24 protein-coding genes are annotated in these 24,995 nt (G+C 57.3%); 6 read left to right on the forward strand and 18 right to left on the reverse strand.

Annotated features, from left to right (window positions below; genetic code table 11):
* Positions 1-7: 7 nt before the first annotated feature.
* Both sugE and SH661x_RS04795 read right to left on the reverse strand, forming a co-directional pair.
* The gene (sugE, locus tag SH661x_RS04790; RefSeq protein ID WP_437228538.1) at positions 8-325 is read right to left on the reverse strand and encodes a quaternary ammonium compound efflux SMR transporter SugE; all 318 of its coding nucleotides are present in this window, start codon (positions 323-325) and stop codon (positions 8-10) included.
* Between the two features lie 221 nt (positions 326-546).
* A complete protein-coding gene (locus tag SH661x_RS04795) occupies positions 547-939 on the reverse strand; it encodes a CAP domain-containing protein (protein WP_437228540.1) in 393 nt (130 codons plus the stop codon).
* Positions 940-1,352: 413 nt separating this feature from the next.
* Here SH661x_RS04795 and SH661x_RS04800 point away from each other — a divergent pair, with 413 nt between their 5' ends.
* Positions 1,353-1,997, forward strand: a complete 645-nt coding sequence (locus tag SH661x_RS04800) for a hypothetical protein (protein WP_437228542.1) — start codon at positions 1,353-1,355, stop codon at positions 1,995-1,997.
* 97 nt (positions 1,998-2,094) lie between these two features.
* On the opposite strand, the gene ahr is transcribed toward SH661x_RS04800, so the two are convergent.
* The 12 genes from ahr to SH661x_RS04860 form a co-directional block, all read right to left on the reverse strand.
* On the reverse strand, positions 2,095-3,111 hold the full coding sequence (gene ahr / locus SH661x_RS04805; RefSeq protein WP_437228543.1) for an NADPH-dependent aldehyde reductase Ahr: 1,017 nt from the start codon (positions 3,109-3,111) through the stop codon (positions 2,095-2,097).
* A gap of 104 nt (positions 3,112-3,215) precedes the next feature.
* Positions 3,216-3,461: a hypothetical protein gene (locus tag SH661x_RS04810; RefSeq protein WP_437228546.1), complete on the reverse strand. Its 246-nt coding sequence runs from the start codon at positions 3,459-3,461 to the stop codon at positions 3,216-3,218.
* On the reverse strand, positions 3,458-4,861 hold the full coding sequence (locus SH661x_RS04815) for a YeiH family protein (RefSeq protein WP_437228548.1): 1,404 nt from the start codon (positions 4,859-4,861) through the stop codon (positions 3,458-3,460). The genes SH661x_RS04810 and SH661x_RS04815 overlap by 4 nt, the downstream gene beginning before the upstream one ends.
* A gap of 110 nt (positions 4,862-4,971) precedes the next feature.
* The gene (locus tag SH661x_RS04820) at positions 4,972-7,095 is read right to left on the reverse strand and encodes a LamG-like jellyroll fold domain-containing protein (RefSeq protein WP_437228551.1); all 2,124 of its coding nucleotides are present in this window, start codon (positions 7,093-7,095) and stop codon (positions 4,972-4,974) included.
* Positions 7,096-7,250: 155 nt separating this feature from the next.
* Positions 7,251-7,649, reverse strand: a complete 399-nt coding sequence (locus SH661x_RS04825; RefSeq protein ID WP_437228554.1) for a hypothetical protein — start codon at positions 7,647-7,649, stop codon at positions 7,251-7,253.
* A 342-nt stretch (positions 7,650-7,991) separates the two neighbouring features.
* The gene (locus tag SH661x_RS04830) at positions 7,992-9,041 is read right to left on the reverse strand and encodes a hypothetical protein (protein WP_437228556.1); all 1,050 of its coding nucleotides are present in this window, start codon (positions 9,039-9,041) and stop codon (positions 7,992-7,994) included.
* Positions 9,038-11,020, reverse strand: a complete 1,983-nt coding sequence (locus SH661x_RS04835) for a hypothetical protein (RefSeq protein WP_437228559.1) — start codon at positions 11,018-11,020, stop codon at positions 9,038-9,040. Before SH661x_RS04835 ends, SH661x_RS04830 begins: the two co-directional genes overlap by 4 nt.
* A gap of 231 nt (positions 11,021-11,251) precedes the next feature.
* Positions 11,252-12,121: a DUF4142 domain-containing protein gene (locus tag SH661x_RS04840; protein ID WP_437228560.1), complete on the reverse strand. Its 870-nt coding sequence runs from the start codon at positions 12,119-12,121 to the stop codon at positions 11,252-11,254.
* Between the two features lie 73 nt (positions 12,122-12,194).
* Positions 12,195-12,407: a hypothetical protein gene (locus tag SH661x_RS04845; RefSeq protein ID WP_437228562.1), complete on the reverse strand. Its 213-nt coding sequence runs from the start codon at positions 12,405-12,407 to the stop codon at positions 12,195-12,197.
* 199 nt (positions 12,408-12,606) lie between these two features.
* Positions 12,607-13,674, reverse strand: coding sequence for a tetratricopeptide repeat protein (locus SH661x_RS04850; protein WP_437228564.1), 1,068 nt, complete (start codon positions 13,672-13,674; stop codon positions 12,607-12,609).
* A gap of 77 nt (positions 13,675-13,751) precedes the next feature.
* The gene (locus tag SH661x_RS04855; protein WP_437228567.1) at positions 13,752-15,152 is read right to left on the reverse strand and encodes a sigma-54-dependent transcriptional regulator; all 1,401 of its coding nucleotides are present in this window, start codon (positions 15,150-15,152) and stop codon (positions 13,752-13,754) included.
* A 404-nt stretch (positions 15,153-15,556) separates the two neighbouring features.
* Positions 15,557-16,453, reverse strand: coding sequence for a DUF58 domain-containing protein (locus SH661x_RS04860; RefSeq protein ID WP_437228569.1), 897 nt, complete (start codon positions 16,451-16,453; stop codon positions 15,557-15,559).
* Positions 16,454-16,757: 304 nt separating this feature from the next.
* On the opposite strand from SH661x_RS04860, the gene SH661x_RS04865 reads away from it, so the two are divergent.
* Positions 16,758-18,446, forward strand: coding sequence for an ATP-binding protein (locus SH661x_RS04865; protein ID WP_437228572.1), 1,689 nt, complete (start codon positions 16,758-16,760; stop codon positions 18,444-18,446).
* A 70-nt stretch (positions 18,447-18,516) separates the two neighbouring features.
* Here SH661x_RS04865 and SH661x_RS04870 read toward each other — a convergent pair whose 3' ends face one another.
* The 4 genes from SH661x_RS04870 to SH661x_RS04885 form a co-directional block, all read right to left on the reverse strand.
* Positions 18,517-19,203 carry an ExbD/TolR family protein gene (locus SH661x_RS04870; protein WP_437228574.1) on the reverse strand — a complete coding sequence of 229 codons (687 nt, stop codon included), beginning with the start codon at positions 19,201-19,203 and terminating at the stop codon, positions 18,517-18,519.
* 287 nt (positions 19,204-19,490) lie between these two features.
* Positions 19,491-19,925, reverse strand: coding sequence for an ExbD/TolR family protein (locus SH661x_RS04875; RefSeq protein WP_437228576.1), 435 nt, complete (start codon positions 19,923-19,925; stop codon positions 19,491-19,493).
* Positions 19,926-19,948: 23 nt separating this feature from the next.
* Complete coding sequence (locus SH661x_RS04880; protein ID WP_437228578.1) at positions 19,949-20,590, reverse strand: MotA/TolQ/ExbB proton channel family protein; 642 nt, start codon at positions 20,588-20,590, stop codon at positions 19,949-19,951.
* A 103-nt stretch (positions 20,591-20,693) separates the two neighbouring features.
* Positions 20,694-21,659, reverse strand: coding sequence for a hypothetical protein (locus SH661x_RS04885; RefSeq protein WP_437228580.1), 966 nt, complete (start codon positions 21,657-21,659; stop codon positions 20,694-20,696).
* 229 nt (positions 21,660-21,888) lie between these two features.
* Between SH661x_RS04885 and SH661x_RS04890 the strand changes: the two genes are divergently transcribed.
* From SH661x_RS04890 to SH661x_RS04905, 4 genes are all read left to right on the forward strand, one after another.
* Positions 21,889-22,197: a DUF3634 family protein gene (locus SH661x_RS04890; RefSeq protein ID WP_437228582.1), complete on the forward strand. Its 309-nt coding sequence runs from the start codon at positions 21,889-21,891 to the stop codon at positions 22,195-22,197.
* Positions 22,198-22,534: 337 nt separating this feature from the next.
* Complete coding sequence (locus tag SH661x_RS04895; protein WP_437228585.1) at positions 22,535-23,248, forward strand: GntR family transcriptional regulator; 714 nt, start codon at positions 22,535-22,537, stop codon at positions 23,246-23,248.
* A gap of 68 nt (positions 23,249-23,316) precedes the next feature.
* Positions 23,317-24,390 carry a DUF1559 family PulG-like putative transporter gene (locus SH661x_RS04900; RefSeq protein WP_437228587.1) on the forward strand — a complete coding sequence of 358 codons (1,074 nt, stop codon included), beginning with the start codon at positions 23,317-23,319 and terminating at the stop codon, positions 24,388-24,390.
* Positions 24,391-24,549: 159 nt separating this feature from the next.
* The gene (locus tag SH661x_RS04905; RefSeq protein WP_437228589.1) at positions 24,550-24,969 is read left to right on the forward strand and encodes a hypothetical protein; all 420 of its coding nucleotides are present in this window, start codon (positions 24,550-24,552) and stop codon (positions 24,967-24,969) included.
* Positions 24,970-24,995 lie beyond the last annotated feature (26 nt).

A 24,995-nucleotide genomic window follows, 5' to 3' on the forward strand; every position in this document is an offset into this window, starting at 1 on the left:
CGGATTGTCAGTGGGAGACAACCTTCAAACCCACAATACCGACCACAATCAGGAATAGGAACCCCAGCCGGGCGGGCGTGGCCGGTTCGCCGAAAATCAGGATTCCCAGACACGCTGTGCCGACAGCCCCGATACCTGTCCAGACTGCATAGCCGGTCCCGACCGGAATCGTTCGAAGCGCCAGCGCGAGCAGAATCATACTGATCGCCAGCGTCACCAGCGTGAACACCGAGGGCCCCAGTTTGGTGAATCCCTGGGTTGCTTTCAGTCCGCTTGCCCATGCCACTTCGAACAGGCCAGCCACAATCAGAATCCACCATGCCATCTGGACATTCCTTCACAAGAGTCAGTCAGAGCGGGCGATCATCATTCTCTGCGATCCCCGCACTTCAGGGGCGATTTTTTCGATGATCCCCAAAAAGAGAAAGACCCGGAACACGTTGTCCCGAGTCTTTCTCAAAAGAGACACAAATTCAATCTGACGTCTTTGAGCATTTTTTCAAATGACGTTCAGTGAATCGCCTGCACATGGCAGGTCAAACGGGTCTAGCGATAGACACCGGCGTAATACAGTTGCCCGGTGGAACTCACGGCACAGCCGAAGCCGACGCGTGAATTCCGGCTGAGCACCCAGACCCGATGACCGGGTGAGTAGATCCAGCCCTGGACGCAGGCTTCTGCGTTGGGATAACCCATGGCGATAATCTGTTCGCCGCCGCCGTGATACATGGAATGACGGGCGGCCATGTTTTCTGCCCATCGCTGGGCCTGCTGACAGAGTTGTTCATCGAGAATCTGGGGAGGCAGCGAGTATTGAGCTCGATGCCGGTTCGCAGCGGCGTACATCGCCTGAATCTGTGAGTTTTCCGTCAGCGGTGTGTGTGGAGCCGCTGCCAGAAACAGCACGGAGCAAGCGAGCGCGACCAGTTGCACTTTCATTCAATCAACCTTTCTTACCATCCACTGGGTCAAGAACACCGCTTCCAGTCACAACAGAACTTTGGATGCTCTGGTTGTGCACCAGGTCAGGGAGCCTTTCGATTCCCTGTTTTGGAGGCGGTGTAACAATCCTTCCACGAGCCATGGTGGGGAATGCCAGTGACGCATTCAAGTTGAAAACAGTCGCTTGCGAGGAATCTTTTCGGATGCCTGAAATTGGCCTTCAGGGTGGTTGACAGGAGGGGGGTGGTTTTGCTTGATGAACGCTTCAAAGTTCTTTGATGCAAACAGCTTCCGTCGACATCCACTATCCCCTGACCTCTAGTCCAATCTTCGTCTTGGCGAATTGCGAAGTTTGTCGTAGCTTCCCGGCCCCTTTGAATTGATCGGTCACCGCTATCAGTGAGACGGCGATGGAGCAGAAATCCCAAGTTCGGAAAACGATTCGAATCATCAACCGGCTGGGGATCTCCTCGCTGTTTCTGGGAATCGCTGCTGCCCTGATCCGGGCCTGGGTCACCCATTGGCTGGGGCCGACCTCGGGACCCGCTGTCGCTCCGACCCAGACTGCCATGATTGTCGAGGAAAAGCTGCAGACCGTGGAGGACCTGCTCTCGACAAGTCCCGTCAGCCTGATGGAATGGCAGTCGAACGTCGAACAGCGTTACGACTCCGCAGCCCAGCGGGAGCGGGCATTTCGGAACTACATCGGGAAGCAAGTCGTCTGGGAGGGCTACTTTGACCAGTTCAATCTGGTGGCGGAACCCAGAGACGAACAGAGTGCTGGTGTCCTGATCATGCAGGAAAGCCACGCGGCGCTCTTCGAAAAGCGACTCCTGGGCCCCCCGTCCGTCCGTTGTTTCCTTCCGAAAAGTGCTGCCGCCAGTCTGTCCCAGTTGGAGAAAGGGGATTGGGTTGTGGTCCGCGGCCGGCTGGGTGACCCCAAAATGGCGGGAAACCTGCTGTGTACGGATCTGAGCGAGTGTGAAGTGATCGCCTCCAGCCATGTCCGCGCCGTCGAAACCGTGCTCGGGTCAGGGGAAACAATCACACGGTGAGTCTCGTTTCGGCGACACAGAGGATTCCCGAACTAGGCGAATTCGCCGGGTCGGGATGTGATTCGCACAATTCGCCGGATTCGCGGTTCTTCTCCTTTCAGAAATCGGCCTGCAGCACGATCCGGTAACGGGCCTTGTTGTCATGCAGATGCTTCAAGGCGTCATTGACCCGGGACATGGGGAAGTATTCCGTCTGCGGAGCGATGCCGTGGCGACCGGCGAAGTTGAGGAGCGTCGACATCGTTGCCGGGCTGCCAACGGGCGAAGCAGACAGGGAATACTGGCTGCCGATGAACTGCGGGACGCTGACCGGGACTGGGTCGCCTGTCGCCCCCACGAAGTGGATTCGGCCTTTGGGTGCGAGCGTGGGAAAGAATGTAGCCCAGTCCAGCGTCGCACTGGCGGTCGAGATCACAAAGTTCAACGAACCTCGCAGCTTTTCAATCTCGGCAGGCTTCGTGGAATTGACGACCTGATGCGCTCCGAGCTTCAGGGCTTCTTCCCGTTTGCTGTCGCTGGAGGTGAACGCAATCACTTCACAGCCCCAGCTGCGGAAGAATTTCAGGGCCAGATGTCCCAGCCCGCCAATCCCGATGACGCCGACCCGGTCGGTGGGTGAAACGCCAAACTGCAGCAGCGGATTGAAAACCGTGATCCCTCCGCAGAACATCGGCCCGGCCGAAGCGGGATCGATCGTTTCCGGAAGCGGGGCGGCCCAGATCCATTGGCAGCGGACCTTCTCCGCGAACCCGCCGGCATGTCCGATAATTGTCGGTTGTGCGAACGGGCAGAGATTGTGATTGCCTGAGAGGCACTGGTAGCAGGAGAGGCAACTGCTGGCCCACCAGCCCAGACCGACACGCTGGCCAACCTTTCTCGCGGTGACGTGCTCACCCACCGCGGTGATCGTTCCAATCACTTCATGTCCGGCGATGAGGGGATAGGTGCTGATCCCCCAGCCGTTGGAGATCATCGCCAGATCCGAATGACACAGTCCGCAACTCTCCACGGTAATCTCGACCTGATCCACCGGAAGCGGTCCCGGATCATAGCTGACGAGTTCTAATGGAGCGTTCTGGGCCTTGGCAGCATAAGCTTTGATCGAAGCGGACATCACGACATTCCTGTGAGCAGGGCGAACGATGATCCAGACTGAGCGGCGACGCCATCATATCTCAACGCAGGGATGCCGTCACCCGATCGCCGCTTTGCCTGATCTCAATCTCGGCCGCGTCGCTGCAGGAGCTCGGTCACCGTCGACTTCTCCGGGAAGACTCGCTCATCGAGTTCGGAGTAAAACATTGCTCCGGCATCGATGTGGTTTTCTCGCATGAAGTTGAGATGCGCTTCGACCGGCGGGAGTCGTCCCACCCAGGGGAGCACACCCAGCCAGAGGATGGCTATGCAGGCGAGGCACACCAGCAGACGCATCGCTGGGCGGAAGGAATGTGCGGTACAGCTCATGGCGAAACCGCTTCTTTGAAGACGACGCCGAACATCAGCCACGCCATGAACAGCGACAGAGCCAGGTTCAATGACTGCCCGACCACATACAGCACCAGCGGCTTGCCTCCTGCGAAGTAAGGTGCGAGTGTTCTGAAGTTGGTTTCCAGTCCGATGCAGACGAAGGCCAGGCAGAACAGCCAGGTTCGCAGCTGCTTCGTCACACTGACGGAAGCATCGACGACGGCTGCCCCTTGAGCGGAGTTTTCGGCGAGGGCTGAAAAGAGGATTGACGCTGCCACGAATCCGAGGATGAACTTGGGAAACCTCCGCCAGATTTCCATTCCACTTGGTTTGGTTCCGGCTGTTCCCGGCTCCATGCAGGTCGTCCAGTAAACGGCGACACCAAACGCGACCGCGCCGATCAGGATGTTCTGAATCATCTTGATCACCACAGCCACTTCACCAGCCCGGCGGCTGACGAGTTCTCCGGCAGCAGCCACTGCCCCCGTGGAGTCGATCGTCCCGCCGATCCAGGCGCCCGCGATGATTTCATCCATTTGCACAGCCCGGATGATCATTGGCTGCACGATCATCATGACGGCCGTAAAGGCCAGCGACAGGCCGATCGCACAGGAGAGTTCCTCCTTCTTCGCCTTGCAGGCTGCGCCCGTCGCGATCGCTGCCGAGACGCCGCAGACCGACATATCCGCTGAAATGACCATGTTCAGCGAAGGTGATTCCATCTTCAGGATCTTCTGACCAAAGATGAACGTTGTGATCAGCACGATCGGAGTGACGATCCAGGAAATGCAGATTCCCGGCACCCCCAGTGCCAGCAGACGCCCCAGAAGAATCTCCGCCCCCAGCAGCACGAGACCGGTCTTGATATAGAACTCGCCGCACATCGCTGGTGCGAGAAACGAGGGAGTGCCAACGGTGTTGGAAATGATCATTCCCACCACCAGCCCCCACAGCACGTACTCCAGATTGTACTGGTTCACCACTTCCTGTCCGGAGAGGATGAATGACAGGACTGCCAGCAGCCAGATCACCAGGAACGCGGGAATGAATCGCAAGAATCCCCGTCCCATGATGCCTGATGAAATCGCAAACGGAATCAGCAGCATCAGCCCGGTCGCTCCCAGAGCAGGAACCAGCGATTGTTGATTCGGTGCCTCTCCGGTGCGAAGAGCGTCCAGCGGATCGGATCTCCACTTGCCCGGAGTCTTCAGCCAGGACTTGAGGGCACTGACTGGCTTGGTCTCCGGTTTCGTGTCCGGTTGGGGGGGATTTGAAATGACCGACCAGTATCCGATTGCCAGAATCAGGGCCCCGACCCAGATTGCCATCCAGTCTTCCGTCTTCCACAGAGCGGAGATTCGCGAAGGGGGAATTGTGACCTCGGGCGAGTCGGCCATGCTGGGGGGAATCCTATCTTGGATTAAAGTCGAGGGGTGAATCGCGATTCAGGATCAAGGACTTTGGTGGAGCAACTGCAAGTCAACGCTTTCGGTTGATTCTCACAATGCTACTGCACAGAGATTTTCTGAAGCTCCTGCGGGCTCAGGACCCGGTCGAAAATGGCAATCTCGTCGAGTCGCCCTTCCCAGTTGTTCTGGTTGTCGCTGCGACCTCCGAGGAAGAATTCTTCAACACTCAGGTGAGCAGACGGGGGAGAGGTGGTTTCGATCTCGGGCTTCCCGTTGAGGAACACTTTGACCTGATCACCGTCACGGGTGAGAACGACGTGATTCCAAGACCAGCGCGGAATCTCCGTCTTTCCGCCGACAAACTCTGTCCGATTTCCCTGCTGGAAGATCAATCGACTCTGGTGTCCGGATGTGCCTCCCAGTCCGAGGTGTTCACCATCAGCTCCCAGAACATCGTCTGCCCCTCGCGAATACATCCAGCCGGTCACGTCACGGCCGTTTGCAGGCATGCCGTTCCAGAACCAGAACGAAATGGTGTACTTGTCGGCGAGCTGAGGGAGCGAAAGTCTTAATCGTTCTCCAGCGAAATGAGCGGAGCGGTTCGTTTCACCTGCTTCACAGAACAGGTCGGAGTGAGGCCCCTCGAGGAAGTAGACGACACGCGATTCGTAGATGCCATTCCGATGGTGAGGCGAAGCGTCTTTTGCCAGAGGTCCGGTGAATTCATCGAGTCGGTAATAGGCTGTCGGATTCAGATCGAGAATCGCGAGGGTCGCGGCCCCCTGAGACTGTTCAAAGACCCGTCGAGGCTGAGCGCACACCTGCTGCAGTGCCTGAAGTGCCACTGCGGCAATCTTGGGCTCGGCTTCCACTTCCAGACCCGCGGATCGTGCAGGCCAGGTGTTGTAGCCCCCGAGGAGATGCTGCTCCGGCGGGGGGATGTAGCCATCGCCGCCGTTGGCCAGTTCGATCACGATGGTCTTCTTGAAGGGGCTCTGCAGCTTGAGCTTCAAGCCGGTGAGCGCATATGTCTCGGTGGGGGTTGTTGCGATTGCAATGTCCCCGATGCGGATCGCCTGAACGACCACTTCGGTCGACTGCATTTCATCCAGCAGGATCTGCTCACGGGCGTAGACTTCCTCGGTCGTGCTGGGAAGTCGATCCCCCATTTCCGCAACGACCCGTTTTGCCCATTCCAGCCGCTCCTTGGTAGGAACGCGATAGTTCAGCGGAATCCGCGTCTCCACCATCTCCAGAACATCAACTGGGTGGTACTCGATCTTGTTGTAGGCCTGCATTGCCAGATCGAGAAGACCGTTGGTGAAGGTTTCGATCGTGTGCTTGTTCTGATCGGAATCCGGCCTGGTGTAATCGTGGCGCCAGATGTCTCCGCTGCACCCGTGCGACATGATGCCGACGAACGGGGGAGCACCAGAGCCATCTTCTGCAGCGATCCGTTCCTTCAGCCCTTCGGAGAATAAGCCGTAGTAGTCGGCACTGATGTCGTTGTCGACGAAGTAATGCATCGAGAAGTTTGCCAGAACCGCAATCGGCCGCCCCGCGGTTGACTGAAATGAAATCAGCGAAAGGTCCGGGTCTTCTGGTCCGGACTCTCCGATGACGTCATCAGGATTGCGGGCAGCGTGCATGTTGGCGCGGAGAGTGGCATTGCCAAAGGGATCAGTTTCGACCCGATCCGGACGACGAATCCAGCGACGCAGAGCCGTAAAGTCCGCAGCGTTGATCACACCGAATCCGACACGGGCCGGTTCGAGGTTCTTCTGAGCCGCCTGAATGGCTTCCACCAGCTTTGCACGCAGGAGCGGCACGTAGTTGGGGTCCGCCTCCGTTCCCAGGCAGGCCATGACGGATCCTGCTGAGTGCGTATGGGTGGCGGAGATCAGCATGCGGTCGGTGGTGATGCCGGTGGCGTCGGATGCTAGTTTCTTGGCATCATCCAGAAACTCTCGCGGCATCATGCAGCTGTCGACGACGACGATGGCAAGCTGCAGATCCCCCTCAGCAAGGACAATTGCCCGGGCACTCAGGCGAGACTTGACCTTGTCGAGTGAACGGCTTGTCATCCCGCCGTTGACAATCACCGGCAACTGGTCCGGCGTTACGTCCACGACGGCCGCACCGGCACGGAATTCCGCAGAAGCATTCGCGGGAAGAGAGAAGACTGCGAAGAAAAGCAACAGGCTGGCAGCTGTGCGTGTCATGGGGCGGGTTCCGCTGGTGGGGAAGAATCAGAATCTGCAGGTCGGCCCGGATGAAGACCCATTCTGCAGGAATCAGCCACCATTGCAACCGCCAGCGAAGATTCGAACGAGGAGACAGAGCGCGGATAGTCTTTCATCAAGCCTCTCGAGCGACGTTACTGCCTGTTCGTCCCCCTTCGTGACCGGGAGCGAATCGCAGCTTTGAACGACTTGCCGATCATCGCCCCCAGGAATGTTCCTGCGGCGATCGGAAGAAAGCTGAACGTGAAGACGGAAAGAGACGCCAGTAAAATAGAAGCGTTCCCCGCTGTGTAGAATCCTTCGATGTAAAACACCTGTCCCAGGTAGACTCCGACAGCACCCAGCCAGCAAGTCCGGGGGTAAACCATGGCAGCAACGCAACTTGCCGACAGGACTGAAAGCCAGTAATAAGATCCCGCAGAGTCCCAGGGTTCAATCTGGCCGGTCAATCGCAACGATGCGGACCAGATGAGAGCCCCTGAAAAGAACCCGATGAGGAATTGAATCGGGACAAGCAGCCAGATTGGTTTCATGCAAAGGCCCGCGACTGTTGGTCATCACATCCCAGCCCATGAACACAACAGTGTACGCTGCATTCTCAGAGTGCAGCAAGCAGTGTATGTCGCACTCTCCGAGTGCGACAAATGCCGAGCTTCAATCTGGAACGAAAGTCCGCTCTACGGACTGTGGCCACCGACCGGAGATGACCTGGATTCTCTCCCCGAACGTGCATCGGTCTCCTCATCCCAAGAGACTGTCCCTTTGCCGCCATAGAAGAAAAGCGGATCAAGCCAGACCCAGCCTGATCGGTCGGCCGACTCCATTCTCGACCACCACCCGATATGCCGGTACGAGAAAGCAGGACATCCACAGCATTACGCCGCTTCGAGGGTCACTCCCTTGTCAACAGTCTCGCCTGCGTTGAGCGTCGCCTGAATGAGGAGGCCACGGGCGATGGAGTAGGGTTCGAAGGTGGCTGCGCGAACCGTCTCGATCTGCAAAGGAAGATTCGTCAGTGAGATGGCTTCTTCCACCAGCTGGGCAAAGCCGGGCAGTCGGACCGGTCCCCCGGAGAGGACCAGCGGAAGCGGCTGCTTCAGGATTGGATCGGCACAGCTGAGCAGTTTGCGTTTGATGCTGAACATGGCGGACAGCAGCAATTCGGCATAGGCGTCGTTGAGCCATTCTTCATCATCACTCTGCGGTGAGAAGAAGGAGATGTCTCCCTGCGTGAGCCAGTTCTGAATCAATGGCAGATCGATGTACGAGTTCCCCTGATGATCCCAGAGATACTTCTTCCGGGCGTGGGCAAACCGTTCAACAATATCGCGGGACCCCTTGAGGAATCGCGATTCGATCAACGGCTGGGACTGCCGGACGATTCCAAAATGAACCGACTCCGCACCGACACTCAGGCAGGCTCCGGTGAATTCGCAGTCTTCCAGTTCGGCCAGCGCGAGCGAGGATATCGGGCTCATCGTGGATGTCTGGTAGCCCTGAAGCTGAACGACATGCTCGAGGAATTTGCCGGTCCATCCATCGGCCCCCTGCGGTTCGACTTCGCCGCGGGGCAGGGTGATCAGGCACTGGCTCTCGGGAGTTGGCGCGGCAGGGAGCAGCAGGTCGATCAGCCAGGCACAGACCTGTCGACCGATCGGATCCTGATCCGCCAGTCGACCGCCGTGCAGCAGTGGAACGAGCGGACGAGAGAACAGGGAAGAGACCTCGATTGCAGCGTCGCCGATGATGACGAGCGAGCCGCTGACTGCGGAATAGGGAATGTGTGACTGCTCAAGAGCCTTGCGATGGGCAGGCTCATCGTCCACGACGGTGTAGACGGCGGGGAGCCGTCGGGCAATCAGTCGCTGTTCTTCGCGTCGAAGGGATCGAAACTCACTGCTTCCTAAATCCAAAGCGGCGGTCATCCACGTTTCTCCGAAGCAAGGGTCCGCAAAGCGCGCTCCAGCGGACTCATTGCTGCTGTTTGTACAGGGGCAGGGTTGGGGGGCTGGACGATATCGAATTCCATGATGTCTGCAGGGCGAGAAGGGCTCTCGCTGTGCAGATGTGGAGCGCTGACTGTTTCAATTTCCCGGGCAGGAGCGGAAGTACGCTCGACGGGGAAGGTGGGGATTTCGATGGTGGGCGGCTTCGCACCGGAAGCTGGCGTGACAGGGGTTTCGTTGATACTCGATTCGTCCGAATTCTCCAAGACCGATTCGTCATTCATGGACGTGAACGAAGGCTTGCAGATTTCTCGCAAACTGTTGCGGAGATGACGTTCCGAGGCCTTTCCAGCCCCGATGGAAATTTTTTCCCGGTCGGAATTGCGGCTTCGCTTTGCGAAGTGAGGACCGTTCATTTCCACATGTGCCGAATTCAGAATGATACGGCGATGCCCTACGACCTTGCCGTGCAGCGGCCAGTCACTGGGAACGCGGACTTCTTCTTCCACCACTGGAATTTCCCGCTTCAGCAGTCCTTCGACTCCCTGACGAACGGTGGGCCTTGTCTGTTCCGGCTGGGCAACCGCTTGAGGAGCGGGTGTTGAATCGACAGCTCGGGTTGGGGTTTCAGCAGGTCTGACGAACTCCAGAGGTCCGATCGCGACCGAGAGCAGCAGCCCCAGTCCGATCACGATCGAGATCGCAGCCCCGCAGTACAGGACATATCGGATCAATGTATTTGAACGAGTCGCCTGCCGGATCGGATTCGATTGGCCGGCCTCCGACGATGCTTTAAGAATCGAACGGCTCGTGAGGGGCCCCGTAACTTCAGCGGTCGATCGTGGTGAAATCTCTCGTGGCGGAGTCGCCTCTGCGGATGCACTCGAGGCTGGTGTCGGCTCGATGTCAATGGTCTCGACCGTCACTTCGGCCGACCGTGTCTGGATCACGGATGGCTTCTCATCGGACTGGCTGGGAGCGAACAGCTGGATGGCGTGGGCCAGGTCAGCGGGCATCGGAGGAATTTGACCGGATGCCTGCGAGACAGGGAAATCCAGCACCGTTGCTGGTGTTGCGCTGTCTCGTACCGGCAGATTGTCGCTCGGCGCGTAAGGCAATGCCATCGGGACTGCCGAGGTGAACTCAAGGCTGGGGGGGGCGATCAGATCGCCCGATACCTGTTGCACGACCTGAGCCCCTGGGACCGCAGGGGGGAGGTCAACGTCCGCAGGCATAATCCCTGGAAAGGCTGATGTCCGGGACTGATCCAGATCGATCAGTTCCGGCAGGAATCCTGGCTGTTCCAGCGGCAGTTTGTCCACGATTCGAGAGTCGAACACGATGACCGAGCCACTGGAGAGCTGAACGGGTTGAGTCGCTCGGGCAGGGGAGATGACCTGGGCAGTTCGGACCAGTTCCGGGTATTGCCCCAGTCGCCGGGCCAGTTCTTCAACGGTATTGATGGCTGGATTCAGCGGCAGCACGACGGGGCGGTTGAGGAGTCCCAGGCAGGCCACCGGCATAATGGCATCCGGGGCATCATTGTTGATGACGGCTGAGGGGTGGATCGGGACGACCACGATATCCCCCGGCAACAGCATGTCGTTTGAGCCGGGGCCATTCGGCGTATACTGGATCTGGAAGCGGACATCGCGATTCCGCACGATCCGCAGCGTCGATGAAGCTTGGGGATTCAACCCGCCAGCGAATTCAATGAGTCGCCCCAAGGGGATTGAACGTTCGTTGGATGCGTAGACACCGGACCGAAGGACAGCACCGACCACCGTATAAGTCAGTGGGCCTTCAACAGGTGCTGAATTCTCAATCACACGCATCCGTCGGGCAGAATTTGCCGACGGCTGAACTCCAGGCGGTGTCTGTGCGAACGCGCTGGCTGCGAAGGACCAGCCTGCACAGACGACGAGCATCCATCTGGAGATCGGGCGCGGAATTGACATAGGAGGCTTTATGTAACAATGACGCCCTCACGGGCGGAAAAGGCCGCATCCTCTACGTCATCGACAAATCGCCCTCGGAAAATCAACACTTTGCCGCAAGTTCTCCCGATGCGACACCGACCGGCGAAAGCTGCCGTTGAAATCCACGAGAATAAAACACAACCGCCCCGGACTTCGCGGGAAAGTCCGGGGCGGTGTGGGAAGCTGCCGAAAGCAGAACCATCTACGAAATCATTTCTGATTCGCCATCAGTTCACCCTTCAGTGCTTCTGCCTGATCCAGGTGCTGCTGGCTGTGTTGCAGCCCGTCCTGCAAGACCTGCTGGAAGTCGCCGGAGACATGCTGCTGCGCAGCTTTGAGATGAGCGATCATGCCCATGTGAGCACCGATCTGTGATCCGATGAAACACTTATCGAATTCAGCTCCCTTTTCCTTGGAGAGCATGTCCCGGGTCATCTGCTCGCAGTTTTGAACCGACTGCTTCTCGATCTGATACCAGGTTTCGTCGGTACTCTTCTGGTTTCCTGCGAATCCAACTCGAACTTCCGTTCGTTCGCCATCCCGGGTCTGGGTCACGACCGGTGCTGCCGCGGGGCGCTCATTCTGAGATGTGAGCGGAGCTGCAGCAGCATCGGTTGTGCGCTGATTGTGATGGTGAGCGAACTGCTGGAGTTTGTCACCAAATGCCTGATGGTCAGTGATCAGCTTCTGGGCGAAATCCTTCACCTTCTGATTCTGCGAATGTTCCATCGCGAACTTCGCCAGATTGATTTCCTCCTGATTGTGCAGCAGGATGCAATCGGCAAGCTGACCGTTCAGGATCTGAGCATGATCACCCCGTTCACCCACGACGACCCCCGGTTGTCCTGGGTTCACGCGGTTGGTGGTGTTCGCATTGTTGGGGTTGGCAGCGTCACGGCGTGCCCCGTTGATGACCCCCGTTCGGTCAATCACTCTGTTCCCGGCTCGCTCTTCGACCTGCTTCTCCTGAGCCCCACGGCCCTGCTCCTGATTCACTTCTCTCGGGGCCTGGACCTGAGCCTGAGCAAATGACGCTAACGACAACGCCGCCACAGCTGACATCAGTGATGTCTTCAACATGATTCTATCCCTCTACTTAACTGACCAATGGTTCCAGAGATTTGAAAGCTATGGCAATTTCTGATGCACTCCTTCACTCAGCCGCCAGCACCAATCCGCAGGTCACCAGATGCACCGAGAAAGAATCGCTCAGCTTTCGTTGGCCTCTTGAGCGCACAAGTGCCAATGATGTGGGCTGCAACAAATATTCCGCTTGGACCAGCGATTTGCGTTTCAAGAACGGATTGCCAGAAATGCGTGAATGACCAAGATGTCCTACGGCGGCTTCGCCAACAGTAAACGCCATTTCTCCAGCGTGAGCAGAGAGTTGGAACGAAATAAATTGACGTTACGCTCAGATGGGTCCACAAATTAGAAATCTGTTATGACCCGCGAAGGATGAACGAAATTCGTTCATCCTGTGCGTTCAGAGCACAGTCAGCGTGGGAGTCCTCAGCGAGTTCAGGTCCATCTGCAGTCTGTCCGCGTTTCAACTGACTGGAATTTCAATCCCGAAGAGGTCGCTGAGATCGGTAGAGTTCCAGAGCGGCGCGGAGGTCTGCCTTCTGCTCTGGTTTCGCAAGTTCGATCGCCCGAGTCTGAGAACTGATCGCGTTCTCAAAGTCTCCGGTTTCCGCATAGGCCGCTGCGAGTGTTGCCAGGTAGTCAGCGTTCGGACTCTTGACCAGCTGGTTCGCCCGCTGTGCCAGTTCAAGGGCTCTTTGTCCGTTTCGAAATCGGTCTTCGCGGCAGGTTGATAACAAGCGGGCCAGACTGTTGAGCGACAGTGGTGTCTGTGGATCGATCTGGATGGCCTGATTGAAGTCTGCGATCGACTTTTCGTACTCGCCCCGATTCCGGTAAATGATCGCCCGGTTGTGGTAAGCGCCGGACAAGGCAGGGTTACAGGTGATCGCTGCGGAGTAATCAGCAATGGCTTTGTCAGAGTCACCCATTCGCTGATAGGCGAGCCCGCGATTCTGATAGGCGGACCCGAAGGCCGGGTCGATTTCAATCGCTGCAGTGAAGTCGGCAAGTGCCCGGCTCGCCTGCCCCAGACTCTCATAGGCGATCCCCCGTCCATAAAAGGCCCAGGCGAAACGGGGATCGATCGAAACCGTTTTGGAATAGTCTTCAATCGCTCGGGCATGCTCTCCCAGATTCCGATACGCCAGCGCCCGGTTGTAGTAGGCCCAGGTGAATTCCGGGTCCAGCTGAATCGCCCGGGTATAGTCGACAATCGCCTTGCGATATTCGTGTTTGTAATGCCAGGCCGTCCCACGCCGGTTGAAGACTGCAGCATCCTGATGATAAAGCCGAATGGAAGAATCGTAGTCGGCGATGGCGTTGTCGAAGTCTCCCAGGTTCTGCCAGGCGCGACCCCGGTTGAAGAGCGCGGCGGCATCATTGGGATCGAGCTTGAGGGCTTCGGTGTAGTCGGCAATGGCCTTTTTGTGTTCGCCAATGTTCTGCCAGCTCAGAGCGCGATTGAAATAGCCAATCGCATCCAGCTGTGCGGAAGCGGAGTTGCACAGCAGACCGAGGATGATTGCACTCTGGAGAAACTGCCTCACACTCCCCACTCCTGCCATCCACACGCCCGGTTTTCTGACTCTGAATTTTCGACAGGCCGATTGAGATCGTCAATCAACTACTTCAGATCGAATTCCTTGATCTTGCGATAAAGAGTTCGTTCTCCGATTCCCAGCATTGCGGCGGCTTCTTCGCGTCGTCCGCTGGTGAGTTCGAGCGAGCGGGCGATGTAGAACTTCTCGACTTCTTCCAAGGGTCGACCGATCAGCATGTCCGACCCGGAACCGACACTCCCGCCGTCCACTGTTCTTCCAGCGATCGCCGCAAGTTCGGTCGGAAGGTCGTCCAGATCGAGTTTCCCGTCGCTGTCCAGCGCCAGCATTCCCTCGACGACGTTTCTCAGCTGGCGGATGTTTCCCGGCCAGTCGAAGGACATCAGCACCTGCCGGGCAGGGCGGGTGAACCCTTCCACTTCTCGGCCGTTCCGCTTGCAGAATTCCTTGAGAAAATGGTCCATGAGCAGCGGAATGTCTTCCCGGCGGTCCCGCAGCGGCGGAAGGTAAATGGTCACAACACTGAGCCGGTAATAGAGGTCACTTCGGAAGCGTCCCTCTTCCATCATGTCTTTGAGCTGGGCGTTGGTGGCAGCAACCAATCGCACGTTAATTGAACGTTCTTCGTTCGACCCCAGGCGGGTGATCTTGCGATCTTCCAGCACGCGGAGCAGTTTGATCTGGGTTTCCATGGGCATTTCACCCACTTCATCCAGAAAGAGAGTCCCGCCGTTGGCAAACTCGAACTTCCCGATGCGCCGGGTGGCTGCTCCGGTGAAGGCTCCTGCTTCGTGACCCCAGAGTTCGCTTTCCAGAATGCTTTCCGGCAGCGCGGAGATGTTCAAGGGGACGAACGGCTTGCTCTTTCGAGGGCTGTTCTGATGAAGTGCCCTGGCGACCAGTTCTTTGCCGGTCCCGCTTTCTCCCAGGATCAGGACCGTGGTGTCGGTGGGGGCGAGATTTTTCAGTTGCTCGATGACCCGGTGCATCGACGGGCTGTTCCCGATCACCCCTTCGAATCCGAACTTCTCATCGAGCCCGCGACTGAGGGCCACGTTCCGGCGAATCAGACGAATACGGCTCGACGCCTTGTCGACCGCGCTCCGCAATTCCTGAATGTCGAGCGGTTTGGTCAGATAGGTGTACGCTCCCCCCTGCATCGCCGTCACCACGGAAGGGATGGAGCTGTGAGCGGTCAACACGATCACTTCCGCATCGGGAAGTTCGTCTTTGGTCTTTCGGAGAATCGCGAGGCCGTCGACGTCGTCCATTTTCAGGTCGGTGATGACGACGTCGAAGCTTTGCCCCTCGATCAGTGAGATCCCCTTTTTGCCGGAATTGGCGATCGTGCAGTCGCAGTTGAGCGATTGCAGACTGTCAGCAACCGCTTGCGCGTGTGGTTCGTCGTCATCGACGATCAGCACGTTGATGGCGACGCTATTAGGATCGAGATGATTGACAGCCACTCGCTGTACTCCGGCGTTTCGATGGACTCAGACTGCAATACTCACGGCCACCATGCCCCAATTACCCATAAGCCGAAATGGCAGGGCGGTGAGGGGGCGGGTCAAGGCGGTCATTATGACAGGTTTTGCAGCCGGGAGTTACTCAACCGTGGTCCCGTGAGGTGAAATCTCGGGCGAAGGAGCGGCAAAGCCGTCGCAGACGGTAAAGGGACCGCAAACGGACTCAAGAGATTCTCTCTCGCCTGTCACTTCGTCCGGAAGAAAGCTTTAAACTCTTTTATGGAGATGGCTTGTGGTTTGATGGAAGGGAGTCTCGCGAAAGTGTGGCGTCCCGGCGGCGAGCAACCCAGCTTTCGATCAATCCATTCTCCTGAACCGGCTGCCCTACTCCCCTCAGACCGTGGCTAGAAGCGGGCTTTGCGTTGGGAGAGATATTCCACCAGGGCTTTGTCGAACCGCATGCTGGTATCGAGTTCGATGAAATCGGCCCCTGCAGAACGGCAGGCCTCCTGATATCGCCCGCGGAGTGCTTTCAGGGCAGCGAGGTAATCGGTCCGCACCCCCGCAGCGTCCACCGTCATTAACTGACCGGTTTCCGGGTCCCGCAGTTCACACATTCCGGTGAAGGGAAAATTGACCTCAGCTTCATCCAGAACATGAAAAATAATGACGTCGTGCCCGGCATACCGCAGCATGCGGATCGAATCGATCACCGGCTCAGGGTCGGTGAGCAGGTCGGAAAAGAGCATCACAAGGCTCTTGTGCCGGACCATCGGAGCAAACTGTCGAAGTGACTTGGCGACTTCCGTTGGCCCGGTCGGTCGAGCCTGCGAGAGCAAAGCCAGGATATTTCCCAGCTGCGAGCGTTTACTGCGGGCGGGTAGACTGGTGCGGATTTTTTCATCAAACGTCACGAGTCCCACCGGGTCCTGCTGGTGGACCATCAGATACGAGAGGGCCGCAGCCAGGCAGATGGAGTACTCGAATTTCGTCAGATCCTGACGAAACGTGTAGGCCATGCTTTCCGACAGATCCATCAGCAGATAGCCGGTGATGTTGGTTTCGGCCTGGTATTTTTTGACGTAGTAGCGGTCGGTCTTCGCATAGACCAGCCAGTCGATTCCGCGGGGATCGTCCCCCTGCGAATATCGACGGTGCTCGCTGAATTCGACGCTGAAGCCGTGGAAGGGCGAGGAGTGCAGTCCGCTCAGAAAGCCTTCCACGATGAACCGCGCACGCAGATCCAGCCGCGAAACATTGCGGATGACTTCCGGCTTGAGATAGCTCTCGGCAGTCGCCATGGTCGACGCGTGCTCACACCCAGTTCGTGAAACAGTTCCATCGGATTGTATCAGGATCCGCGCGAAGTGGTGAGAGTTCCGCATGAGGAAGTATCGGGGTCCGGACCTCCCTTTTTTCGATTCAAGTTGTCGGAAACCGTTGGTTGAGCGATACTGGTTCAGGGTCGGGCGAGAAACGCGGTGTGCGATGCTTCAAAGCCGCACATCAGCAGTTTTGTCCCCCGGCCCAGATGTTCCGTTTCGGAAATCTCCTGGTTCCCCGGCCCTTTTCTCATCACCTGACTTTCAGCTGGTTCCCCGGTTTATGTCTTATCGAACGTTCAAAAGACTGCTGGGTGAGACAAGTCTGGAGCGGAAGTGCCGTCTGCTGTTCGGGGTCACGTTGCTGTTTCTGATCACGGGCAGTTTCTATTTCTACGCCAATCTGAACCTGCGGATTTTCAATACGCAGAACCGGCATCGGGGTCAGCTGCTGACAGCCCAGAACCTGCAGACGATGCACTGGGAGAAGATGGCTGAGCCGGACGTCGTCCCGTTCGTGCAAGGGTTGGCCAGCTGGCTCAAGCCGAGCGATCTTCGCGAATACTCATGGAAGTTTATCCCGGTTGATGAAGACGATCCGATCCGCCGGGCCGGGGCACCTTTCGAGCATGAAGCGATCAACAAACTGCTGTACCGGAATGAAGACTACGCGGTGTATGAAGACACCTCGACCCGGAAGTCGCATTTCTTCGAGAAGATTCTCGCTCGCCAGGAATGCCTGACTTGCCATTCGTCACAGGGAACGCCTCCGCGCGTCAATGCGGCCGGCGATATCATGGCGATCGCCCAGACCACGTTTAATCTGGATGAAATGCACAGCTCCATTGCCAAGAACAATGCTGCGCTGATCGTGATGGCGATGATTACCACCTGCCTGGCAATGTTCGTGGCGTACGCCATCGTCCGCTACGTGATCGTCAAGCCGGTCATCCATCTCAAGGATGTCAGCGACGCCATTGCCCGGGGTGAACTCGATCAGCGGGCCGACATCCGCACCGGTGACGAGTTTCAGGAACTCAGTCACGCGTTCAACCGCATGTTGCGGCACCTTGTCACCACTCAGGAAGAGCTGCGCCACTTGAACACCGACCTTGACGGCAAGGTGGATGAGCTGGCCCGCGCGAACCTGAGTCTCCATGAGATGAATAAGATCAAGAACGAGTTTCTGGCCACCATGAGCCATGAACTTCGAACGCCCCTCAACAGTATTCTCGGCTTCAGCGATGTCCTTTCCGATGCGGAAAATCTGACGGAGAAGCAGAAGAAATACATGGTCAACATCCGGACTTCCGGCCAGAACCTGTTGACCCTGATCAACGACATTCTCGATCTGGCGAAGATCGAAGCCGGGCGGATGGAACTGAACATCGTCGACTTCACCCTCGACGACCTGATCGAGCGCGTCACCTCTGCCATGCGGCCGCTGGCGGAGAAGAAGAATATCGACATGCAGTGGGAGGTCGATCCCGAACTCCCGGTCGTTGTTCAGGACATCGGCAAGCTGCAGCAGATCATCTACAACCTCCTTTCCAATGCGATCAAGTTCACTCCGGAAGGGGGCCGGATTCGGGTGGAGGCGCATCGCTGCGGCCCGACCCTGTTCGAATTGATTGTTGCAGACAGCGGAATCGGAATCCCGCTTGAAGATCAGGCAGTCATCTTCGAGAAGTTCCGACAAGGCCAGAATCAGCGCGGAAACAACTCGCTGACGCGGGAGTACGAAGGAACCGGACTTGGCCTGTCCATCGTGAAGGAACTCTCGAAGCTGCTGGGTGGGGAAGTGCTTCTGGACAGTGAGTTCGGCAAGGGAAGCACGTTCATCGTGCGCCTGCCGATCGAACTGCTCTGCCCGAACCGACTCGCGGAAGAACCGGCACGTGTCGCCCCCGCGAGCGATCTCCTGCGTCAGGCCGCGTCGTTCGGAACCACCGGCCAACGGGACGCCGGGTAGTCGAAACCCGCCAGAGCACGAAGCGTGAGCGAGTGCATTTGTCCAATCAAAGTACGAATGCCAGACTGGTCTATTCGGCAGCTCTTCGACTTGAACGGCGGATTCGCTGCATCTGAACCGTCATCCCCGCATCGGTGACTGCGACGACCTGACCATGCGTGGCAGCGGGTTCCGTCTCGATCAGCATTTCCGTCTTATGCTCACTCGCCATCTTCCCCCGCAAGGCCTCGACGAGTTCGTTGATGTCCGCAACGGGAACCTCATCGATGAAGATGTTGTCATTGTCGTCGATTCTGACGACGACCGACTCGGAGGCAATTTCGTCCACGCTGACGGCCCGTCCAGACCCCTCCCCATCAGACTCGGGGGGAGTGGTTTCCAGAGACTGCTGGGTGACGAACGACGCAGTGATCATGAAGAAGATCAACAGCAGCATCATGACGTCCACCATGGGGGTCATGTCGAGTCCCGCTTCCGGCAGCGGCTTTTTGTTCAATTGCAGTTCTTCGTGTGTCTCGTCATCTTCGGGATTAACCCAGGGGTTGGGGTGATGGTCCCAGACCTCACGCGATTCAGCCTGCCGGGACAATTCCTTCTTCAGCTCTTCAGGAGTCTTTGCAACGTCTTCCTGATCGGCCAACGCCGCCGGGACGGTGGTCCGCTTCAGGCAATTCGGACAGGTGACTTCCGCTCCCGCCTTGCGACGGGAGATGCTCATCAGCTGATCGCATAGATGACACCGGAACTGAATGGGCATGCGTCGGATTTCTCTTCATTCAATGTTGAGACGTGACAGAGGAGGAACCACAGAAGGCACGGAATTCACGGTAATTGAAAGACAGGAGATGTTGATTTCCCCAAGAGTTCAACTTGCTTCCTCGAAAAGGTGCCCTGAGAATATCGCCGCTTTGAAACTGACGATTCAACATTCATTTCTTCTCGAGTCACTTTGAGCGTCTGGTTGCCGTGAATTCTTCCGTGAATTCCGTGCCTTCCGTGGTTTAACCTCTTTTCCCCCGTTTCAATCCGCGACCGATCCGCAGTTCAACGCCTCTCCACTACTCCCGCATAAAACTTTAATTCCGGATCAACCTCAGCAGCCGCCCGCGCAATGTCCTCCACGAACACCGCAGGCAGATCCCGGTCTGCTTTCAGGATCAGATTATGCTTGTCCTTGGCGACCTGTTCCCGCACATACGCCTGAACGGCCGGCAGGTCGACCGGTCCGTTCTCCTTCTTGCCGTCCGCCAGGTAGATCTCGGGATCTGCATCTGTTTTGAAGACGGAGATCACGATCGACTGATCGACGGAGACCCCTTTTCCATGCTGGGCGGGGGGAATCTTCAGCGTGGTCGCACTCTCCATTTTGGAAGTGATCATAAAGAAGATCAGCAGCAGCATGACGATGTCAATCATCGCAGTGATGTTGATGTCATCATCGTCTTCCGGCAGTTCCCGGCGTTTGCTGTGAACGTGCATGCGATTCCCCTCAGGATGCCGGTTCAAGACCGCATGACTTTTTCCAGATCATAAAAGAATTCGCTGAGCAGCTCCTGTACGGAGTCGGTCAGTTTCCCTTTCCGCACGTGCACCGCAGAGCCCAGCACGGTCATGGAGACCGCAATCGCCAGTCCCAGAGCGGTGGCGTACAGGGCGATACTGATGTTCTGTGCCAGCTCCAGCGGATCAACTCCCCCCTTGGTCGTGGCCAGCTTTGCAAAGGCCCGGATCATGCCGGTTGACGTTCCCAGAAGCCCCAGCATCGGCGCGATTTTCACGATCGTCGACATCCATGCGGCCCGGTAGTCGAGGTCGGCGAGGACATCCCGTTCGTATTTTTCTCCCAGCAGCTGTCGCAGTTTATTCAGGCCTCGATCCCGATGAGTGATCGCCACCAGGATCAGCTGGGCGGCGGCTTTGCTCCAGTAAGGGGGCGAGTCACACACTTCGGCAGCTCCATCGAAGTCGCGACGCTCCAGTCGGGCACGAACCTGTTCCAGAAATTCGTTCGCCTGCGCCGGCGTGCGAAACTGCTTCTGGGCGATCTTGCGATAAATGAGGATGAAGCAGAAGACCCCATAGAGTGCTGCCAGGATCTGACCGCCATAGACCGCAGGTTCCGCCAATTCCAGCAGCGATTCCATGTTCAAACCTTGTTTGCAGAAGACTTGGTGATCTGCGTCGAACGACGAAACAAGACCGGTTTACAAAACGGGAAGGGGTGAGGCGAGTCTACCTGGGCTGTCGTTATTTCACATAAGTTTGACGGGTCACGACAAAGCGGTAGTCGTTGCCGGACTTCTCGATGGAGAAGTAGGTCCGACGAATCTCGACCTCGCGACGATGAGCATAGTCGAACTCCGTCTTCAGGAGCAGCTGCTCGGTGAGTTTCGGGTAAAAATGGAACATGACCGCATTCGCCACATCAATTCCGACCTTTTGAAAGAGTTTCATGTCCGCCTGTTTGCGGCTTCCCCCCTGCCAGGTCATGTAGAGCCGCTTTTCATCTTTGCCGGATGTGGTTTCCACGACAGTGGGGGCCGGCTGACTCAGGTTGCGAAGGTAGACCAGCTTTCCGCCAGGGAGCAGGGCTCCCAGTTCAACGCCGAAATAGTCGAGCTGCCGTGCATACTCATCGAGCGAGGCTTCGTCCGAGTACCGGATAAACCAGCGTTCTTCCGAGGAGATCCCTCCTCCTCCCGGCCCGGGACCCGTTCCCAGCCCCCGGCGGTTGCCAGTGCCGTGGGAACTGCCCGGTCGACCGGTCGCGACTCCCAGCCCGGTCGACATGCTGGCATTGGCAGTCACTTCGCGTGTCCCCGGTCCCGAGATCTCCGCACCTGCGGGGCCCGCTTGGGATTCAATAGTGGAGACCACTTCGTCCAGGACCACGTCATCGACATTGGTCTCGGTCTGCGACGGATTGTCATTGGGGTCTTCCGGCGATTCGATCAACAGCGATTCGCCGAGTTCGCCATCGGGGGATCCCCCGCGACCTTCCACCATTTCCATGGGCACCAGGAATTCTTCGGTCTTGGCCGGTCTGAGCGATGCCCACCACGCCAGAACGCAGATCACCCCGACCACCAGTCCGAAGACAATCGACATCATGCCGGCGCTGACACGGTCGTGCGCATTCACCTTCATGACGGGAGTCCGGAGAGTCATCCCCTCATTCAGAACGCGGTCAGCAGCGGAGCGGGTCTTGGACATGCGGTATCCGGAAATTCGTTCTGCTCTCCAGCTTCCTCGTTCGGGGGACGAGCCTTGAAGCGGAAACGGGCGCCTGAAGTATTTCTACTAAAGCAGGTAGAGATTTTCATTGTCGGTGGCTGGCTGGGCTGTGAGATTTCCCCCCGATCCTGTTCATTCGAAGTTGCTGCGTCATAATTTTGAGCAGGGTGACTCAGCAACTCTTCGAAACGATAAGAGGCTTGCGGGGATGAGGGACTTTCTGTGGATTGCTGCGATCGCGACCGCTGCGGCAGTTGCATTTGGTGCTGTGAAGCTGGGCTTCGTCCCGCCCCCCAATGCGAGATCGATCTTCCGGATTCGCGATGGGGTGATCCGCGTCCAGCGGGGCCACCTTCGGTATGCGGCGAAAGAAAGCCTCACGGAAGTTCTGGCAGCTGAGGGCGTGAATAAGGGCTTTATTGCGATCACGTCTGGAGGGAGAGTGACTTTTTCCAGAGAGATTCCTTCTTCGGTTCATCAGAAGATTCGCAACGTCCTGTTGAATGAGGGGGCGTGAGGAAAGATTTCACAGGTTGTGGTGAACGCGGATCTCGCTGACCCCTGATTGCTGGCAAGGGAGGGGGCGCTTCGTGCGTGGGAAGCGTGCGCTTCGCGTGTGGAGGCCCCACCGAAACTTCCTCGCGAGACGCGGGGAGGGACGTGCTGTGGCTGGGGCCGTCGCATCACATGTGGGCGATTGCTGATGGATTTTATGAACTGCCTGTTGACAAGCGGGCTGATACAACATATTTTGTGCCAATGGCAAAAAGAATGTATTATGCGTCAATGCAGGTGGTCAGGGCCCGATCGTGGCGCTCCTGTCTCCTCCAGAATGCAGCGGCAGTGCACCGGAAATGAAAACTCAACCCGTTCATTCATCAGGACTTCGGTACGAGATCGCCCGTCAGATTCTGCAGGCAATCTGTCGCGGGGAGCTCGCTGAAGGGGAGCGGCTGATCGTCAAGCGGATCGCAGCTGAATTCGAAGTCAGCTCAACACCCGCCCGCGAAGCTCTGCTGGAACTGGCCAGCGTCGGAGCTGTCGACCTGCACCCGAACAAAGGAGCGGTCGTTCGCAGGTTCGGATGGCAGCAGATTGAAGAGATCTACGACACCCGCCGCCTGCTCGAGGTTGAGGCGGTTCGGCTCGCCTGTGGGAAGCTGCCGGTCGAGTCGCTCAAGGCACTCCGCGTGGAATCGGAAAGTCTCCTGAAAAGTGGATACACCCCCCACCTCTCAGAACGTGCGGTGCGATGTGATCGCGAACTTCACAGCCTGGTGGCCCGGTGCAGCGGGCAGGGTTACCTCGCCCATGAAATCAGTCGGATCGCAAAACTGATCACCGCAGCCCGTGGACTGCTGGGTGACTTCCCGCAGATCAAGAAGACGGCCATTGAAGAGCATCTGGTCATTCTCGAGGCTCTGCTCGCGAACCGTCCCGTGGAGGCCATGGAAGCAATGCGGGTTCACATCAAGAGGGCCTGTCGCTACCTGCTCAGCGAGGTCTTTCCCGGGTGTTCCCCGGAATCTCGGGCGACGGGATCAGCGGCGGTTCTTTTTGGGGATTGAAACGATCTGGTGCGGGCCTACGCAATCAGTGGTTGTTTTTCATTTTTTCACTTTCGAGGAACAGTCAAATGACGCAGTCAAACGAAGAGGATCGCAGATTTCGGCGATTCGGAACGCCTCGCGGATTTACGCTCATTGAGCTTCTGGTTGTGATTGCCATCATCGCGGTGCTGATCGCTTTGCTGCTCCCCGCGGTTCAGCAGGCCCGGGAAGCTGCCCGCCGTTCACAATGCAAGAACAATCTCAAGCAGATCGGCCTGGCACTGCACAATTACCACGACACGCATTCAGCGTTCCCCCCAAGGATCGTTTATCAAGGGGCTCTGAATCACTCATGGATGACGATGATTCTCCCATTCGTCGATCAGGCACCTTTATATGGAAAGTATGACTTCAGCTCGCCCATGTTTAATCAGCGATTCAATCAATCATCATCCACGCCTGGCGTGATCGGAACACGACTCCCGGTCTTTGAGTGTCCCACCGACGTAGACCCGCCTACCATCGGGTACGTCGTGGGAACACTGGGAATTGCCCCGACAAATTATGCGGGGGTGGTGTCTGCTGGGGTCGCAAATGATGACAATCCCCCGTCGACCATTACCTCTGCGGGAAGCTCCATGATGGCTGCAGGAGTTTTTCAAGCCTACGGGCGAGTGAGCGTGCGTGACGTCACCGATGGCTTATCAAACACGATTGTTGTATCCGAGGTCACAAAGTCCAGCGTTAAAGGAAATACCGGGTGCAACGGATGCATGACCGGCCTGATCAATGATTCAGAGGCTTTCATGCGAGGCTGGGGCTTCGGGTACAAATTCCTCGATGGAGGCTGGAGTGCGGGCACACCCGGAATTACTCGTCCAGTTGGCTGCCCCGCACCATCAGGGACCTCCTGGTGTTCCCGCCCTGATAACAGCAGTACCACCCTTGCAAACGGACCGCATGGTTATATCTGGGAACCGGCGATGTATGGCGGCTGGGGATTAAATGGGAACTGGCCGGGATCCAACAGTCGGCACACGGGCGGGGCCCATGCCCTGCTGGGGGACGGCTCCATTCGCTTCCTCAGTCAGAATCTGAATTTCAACACCTGGCAGAATCTGTGCGCCAGAGGGGACGGCAGGGTTGTTGGAGAATTCTAGCAGCCCTTTGCAGTCCAGGTCTGCGAACGTGAATTGTCATCGGAAATCTGTTGAGCTGCATGCTCGAAGCGTGCAGCTCAATAGTCTCATTCACGATTCCCAACAGACTGCTCAGTCAATGTCGAGTTTCAAGGTCCAGGAACGTTCGGGGGAAATGTCGTGACAAAGCGCTTTCGATTGCTGGTCCTCGTCAACGCGGCATTATTCGTGGCTGGTTGTGGTGAAGCGAAGGATCCTCACAAGCTCGATGTGGTCTCGGCATCGGGAACGCTCAGTATTCCCGACATGCAGGTGGGAAACCTGAGTCTTTTATTTGTTCCAGACGACCAGAAATTAACAAACGCCTGGAGTCGCGTGGGAGAGAACGGGCAATTTCAGGTCTCGACCTATGAGGAGGGGGATGGAATCGCTGTCGGGAATTACACCGTCTATATCTCCGGAGGGGTCGGGGCCATGCCGGATGAGGACAATCGGCTCAGCAAAATTCCGGCTCGTTATCATAAAGCGGATGCTTCTCCCTGGAAGATCGAAGTCTCTTCCGACCCGAAGATGAATGTCTTCATCCTGGACGTGAAGTGACGCGTCCATTCGCCTGGACTGAAGTT

The sequence above is a fragment of the Planctomicrobium stercoris genome, from assembly GCF_051465655.1.
In the GTDB taxonomy this organism is placed as follows: Bacteria; Planctomycetota; Planctomycetia; order Planctomycetales; family Planctomycetaceae; genus Planctomicrobium.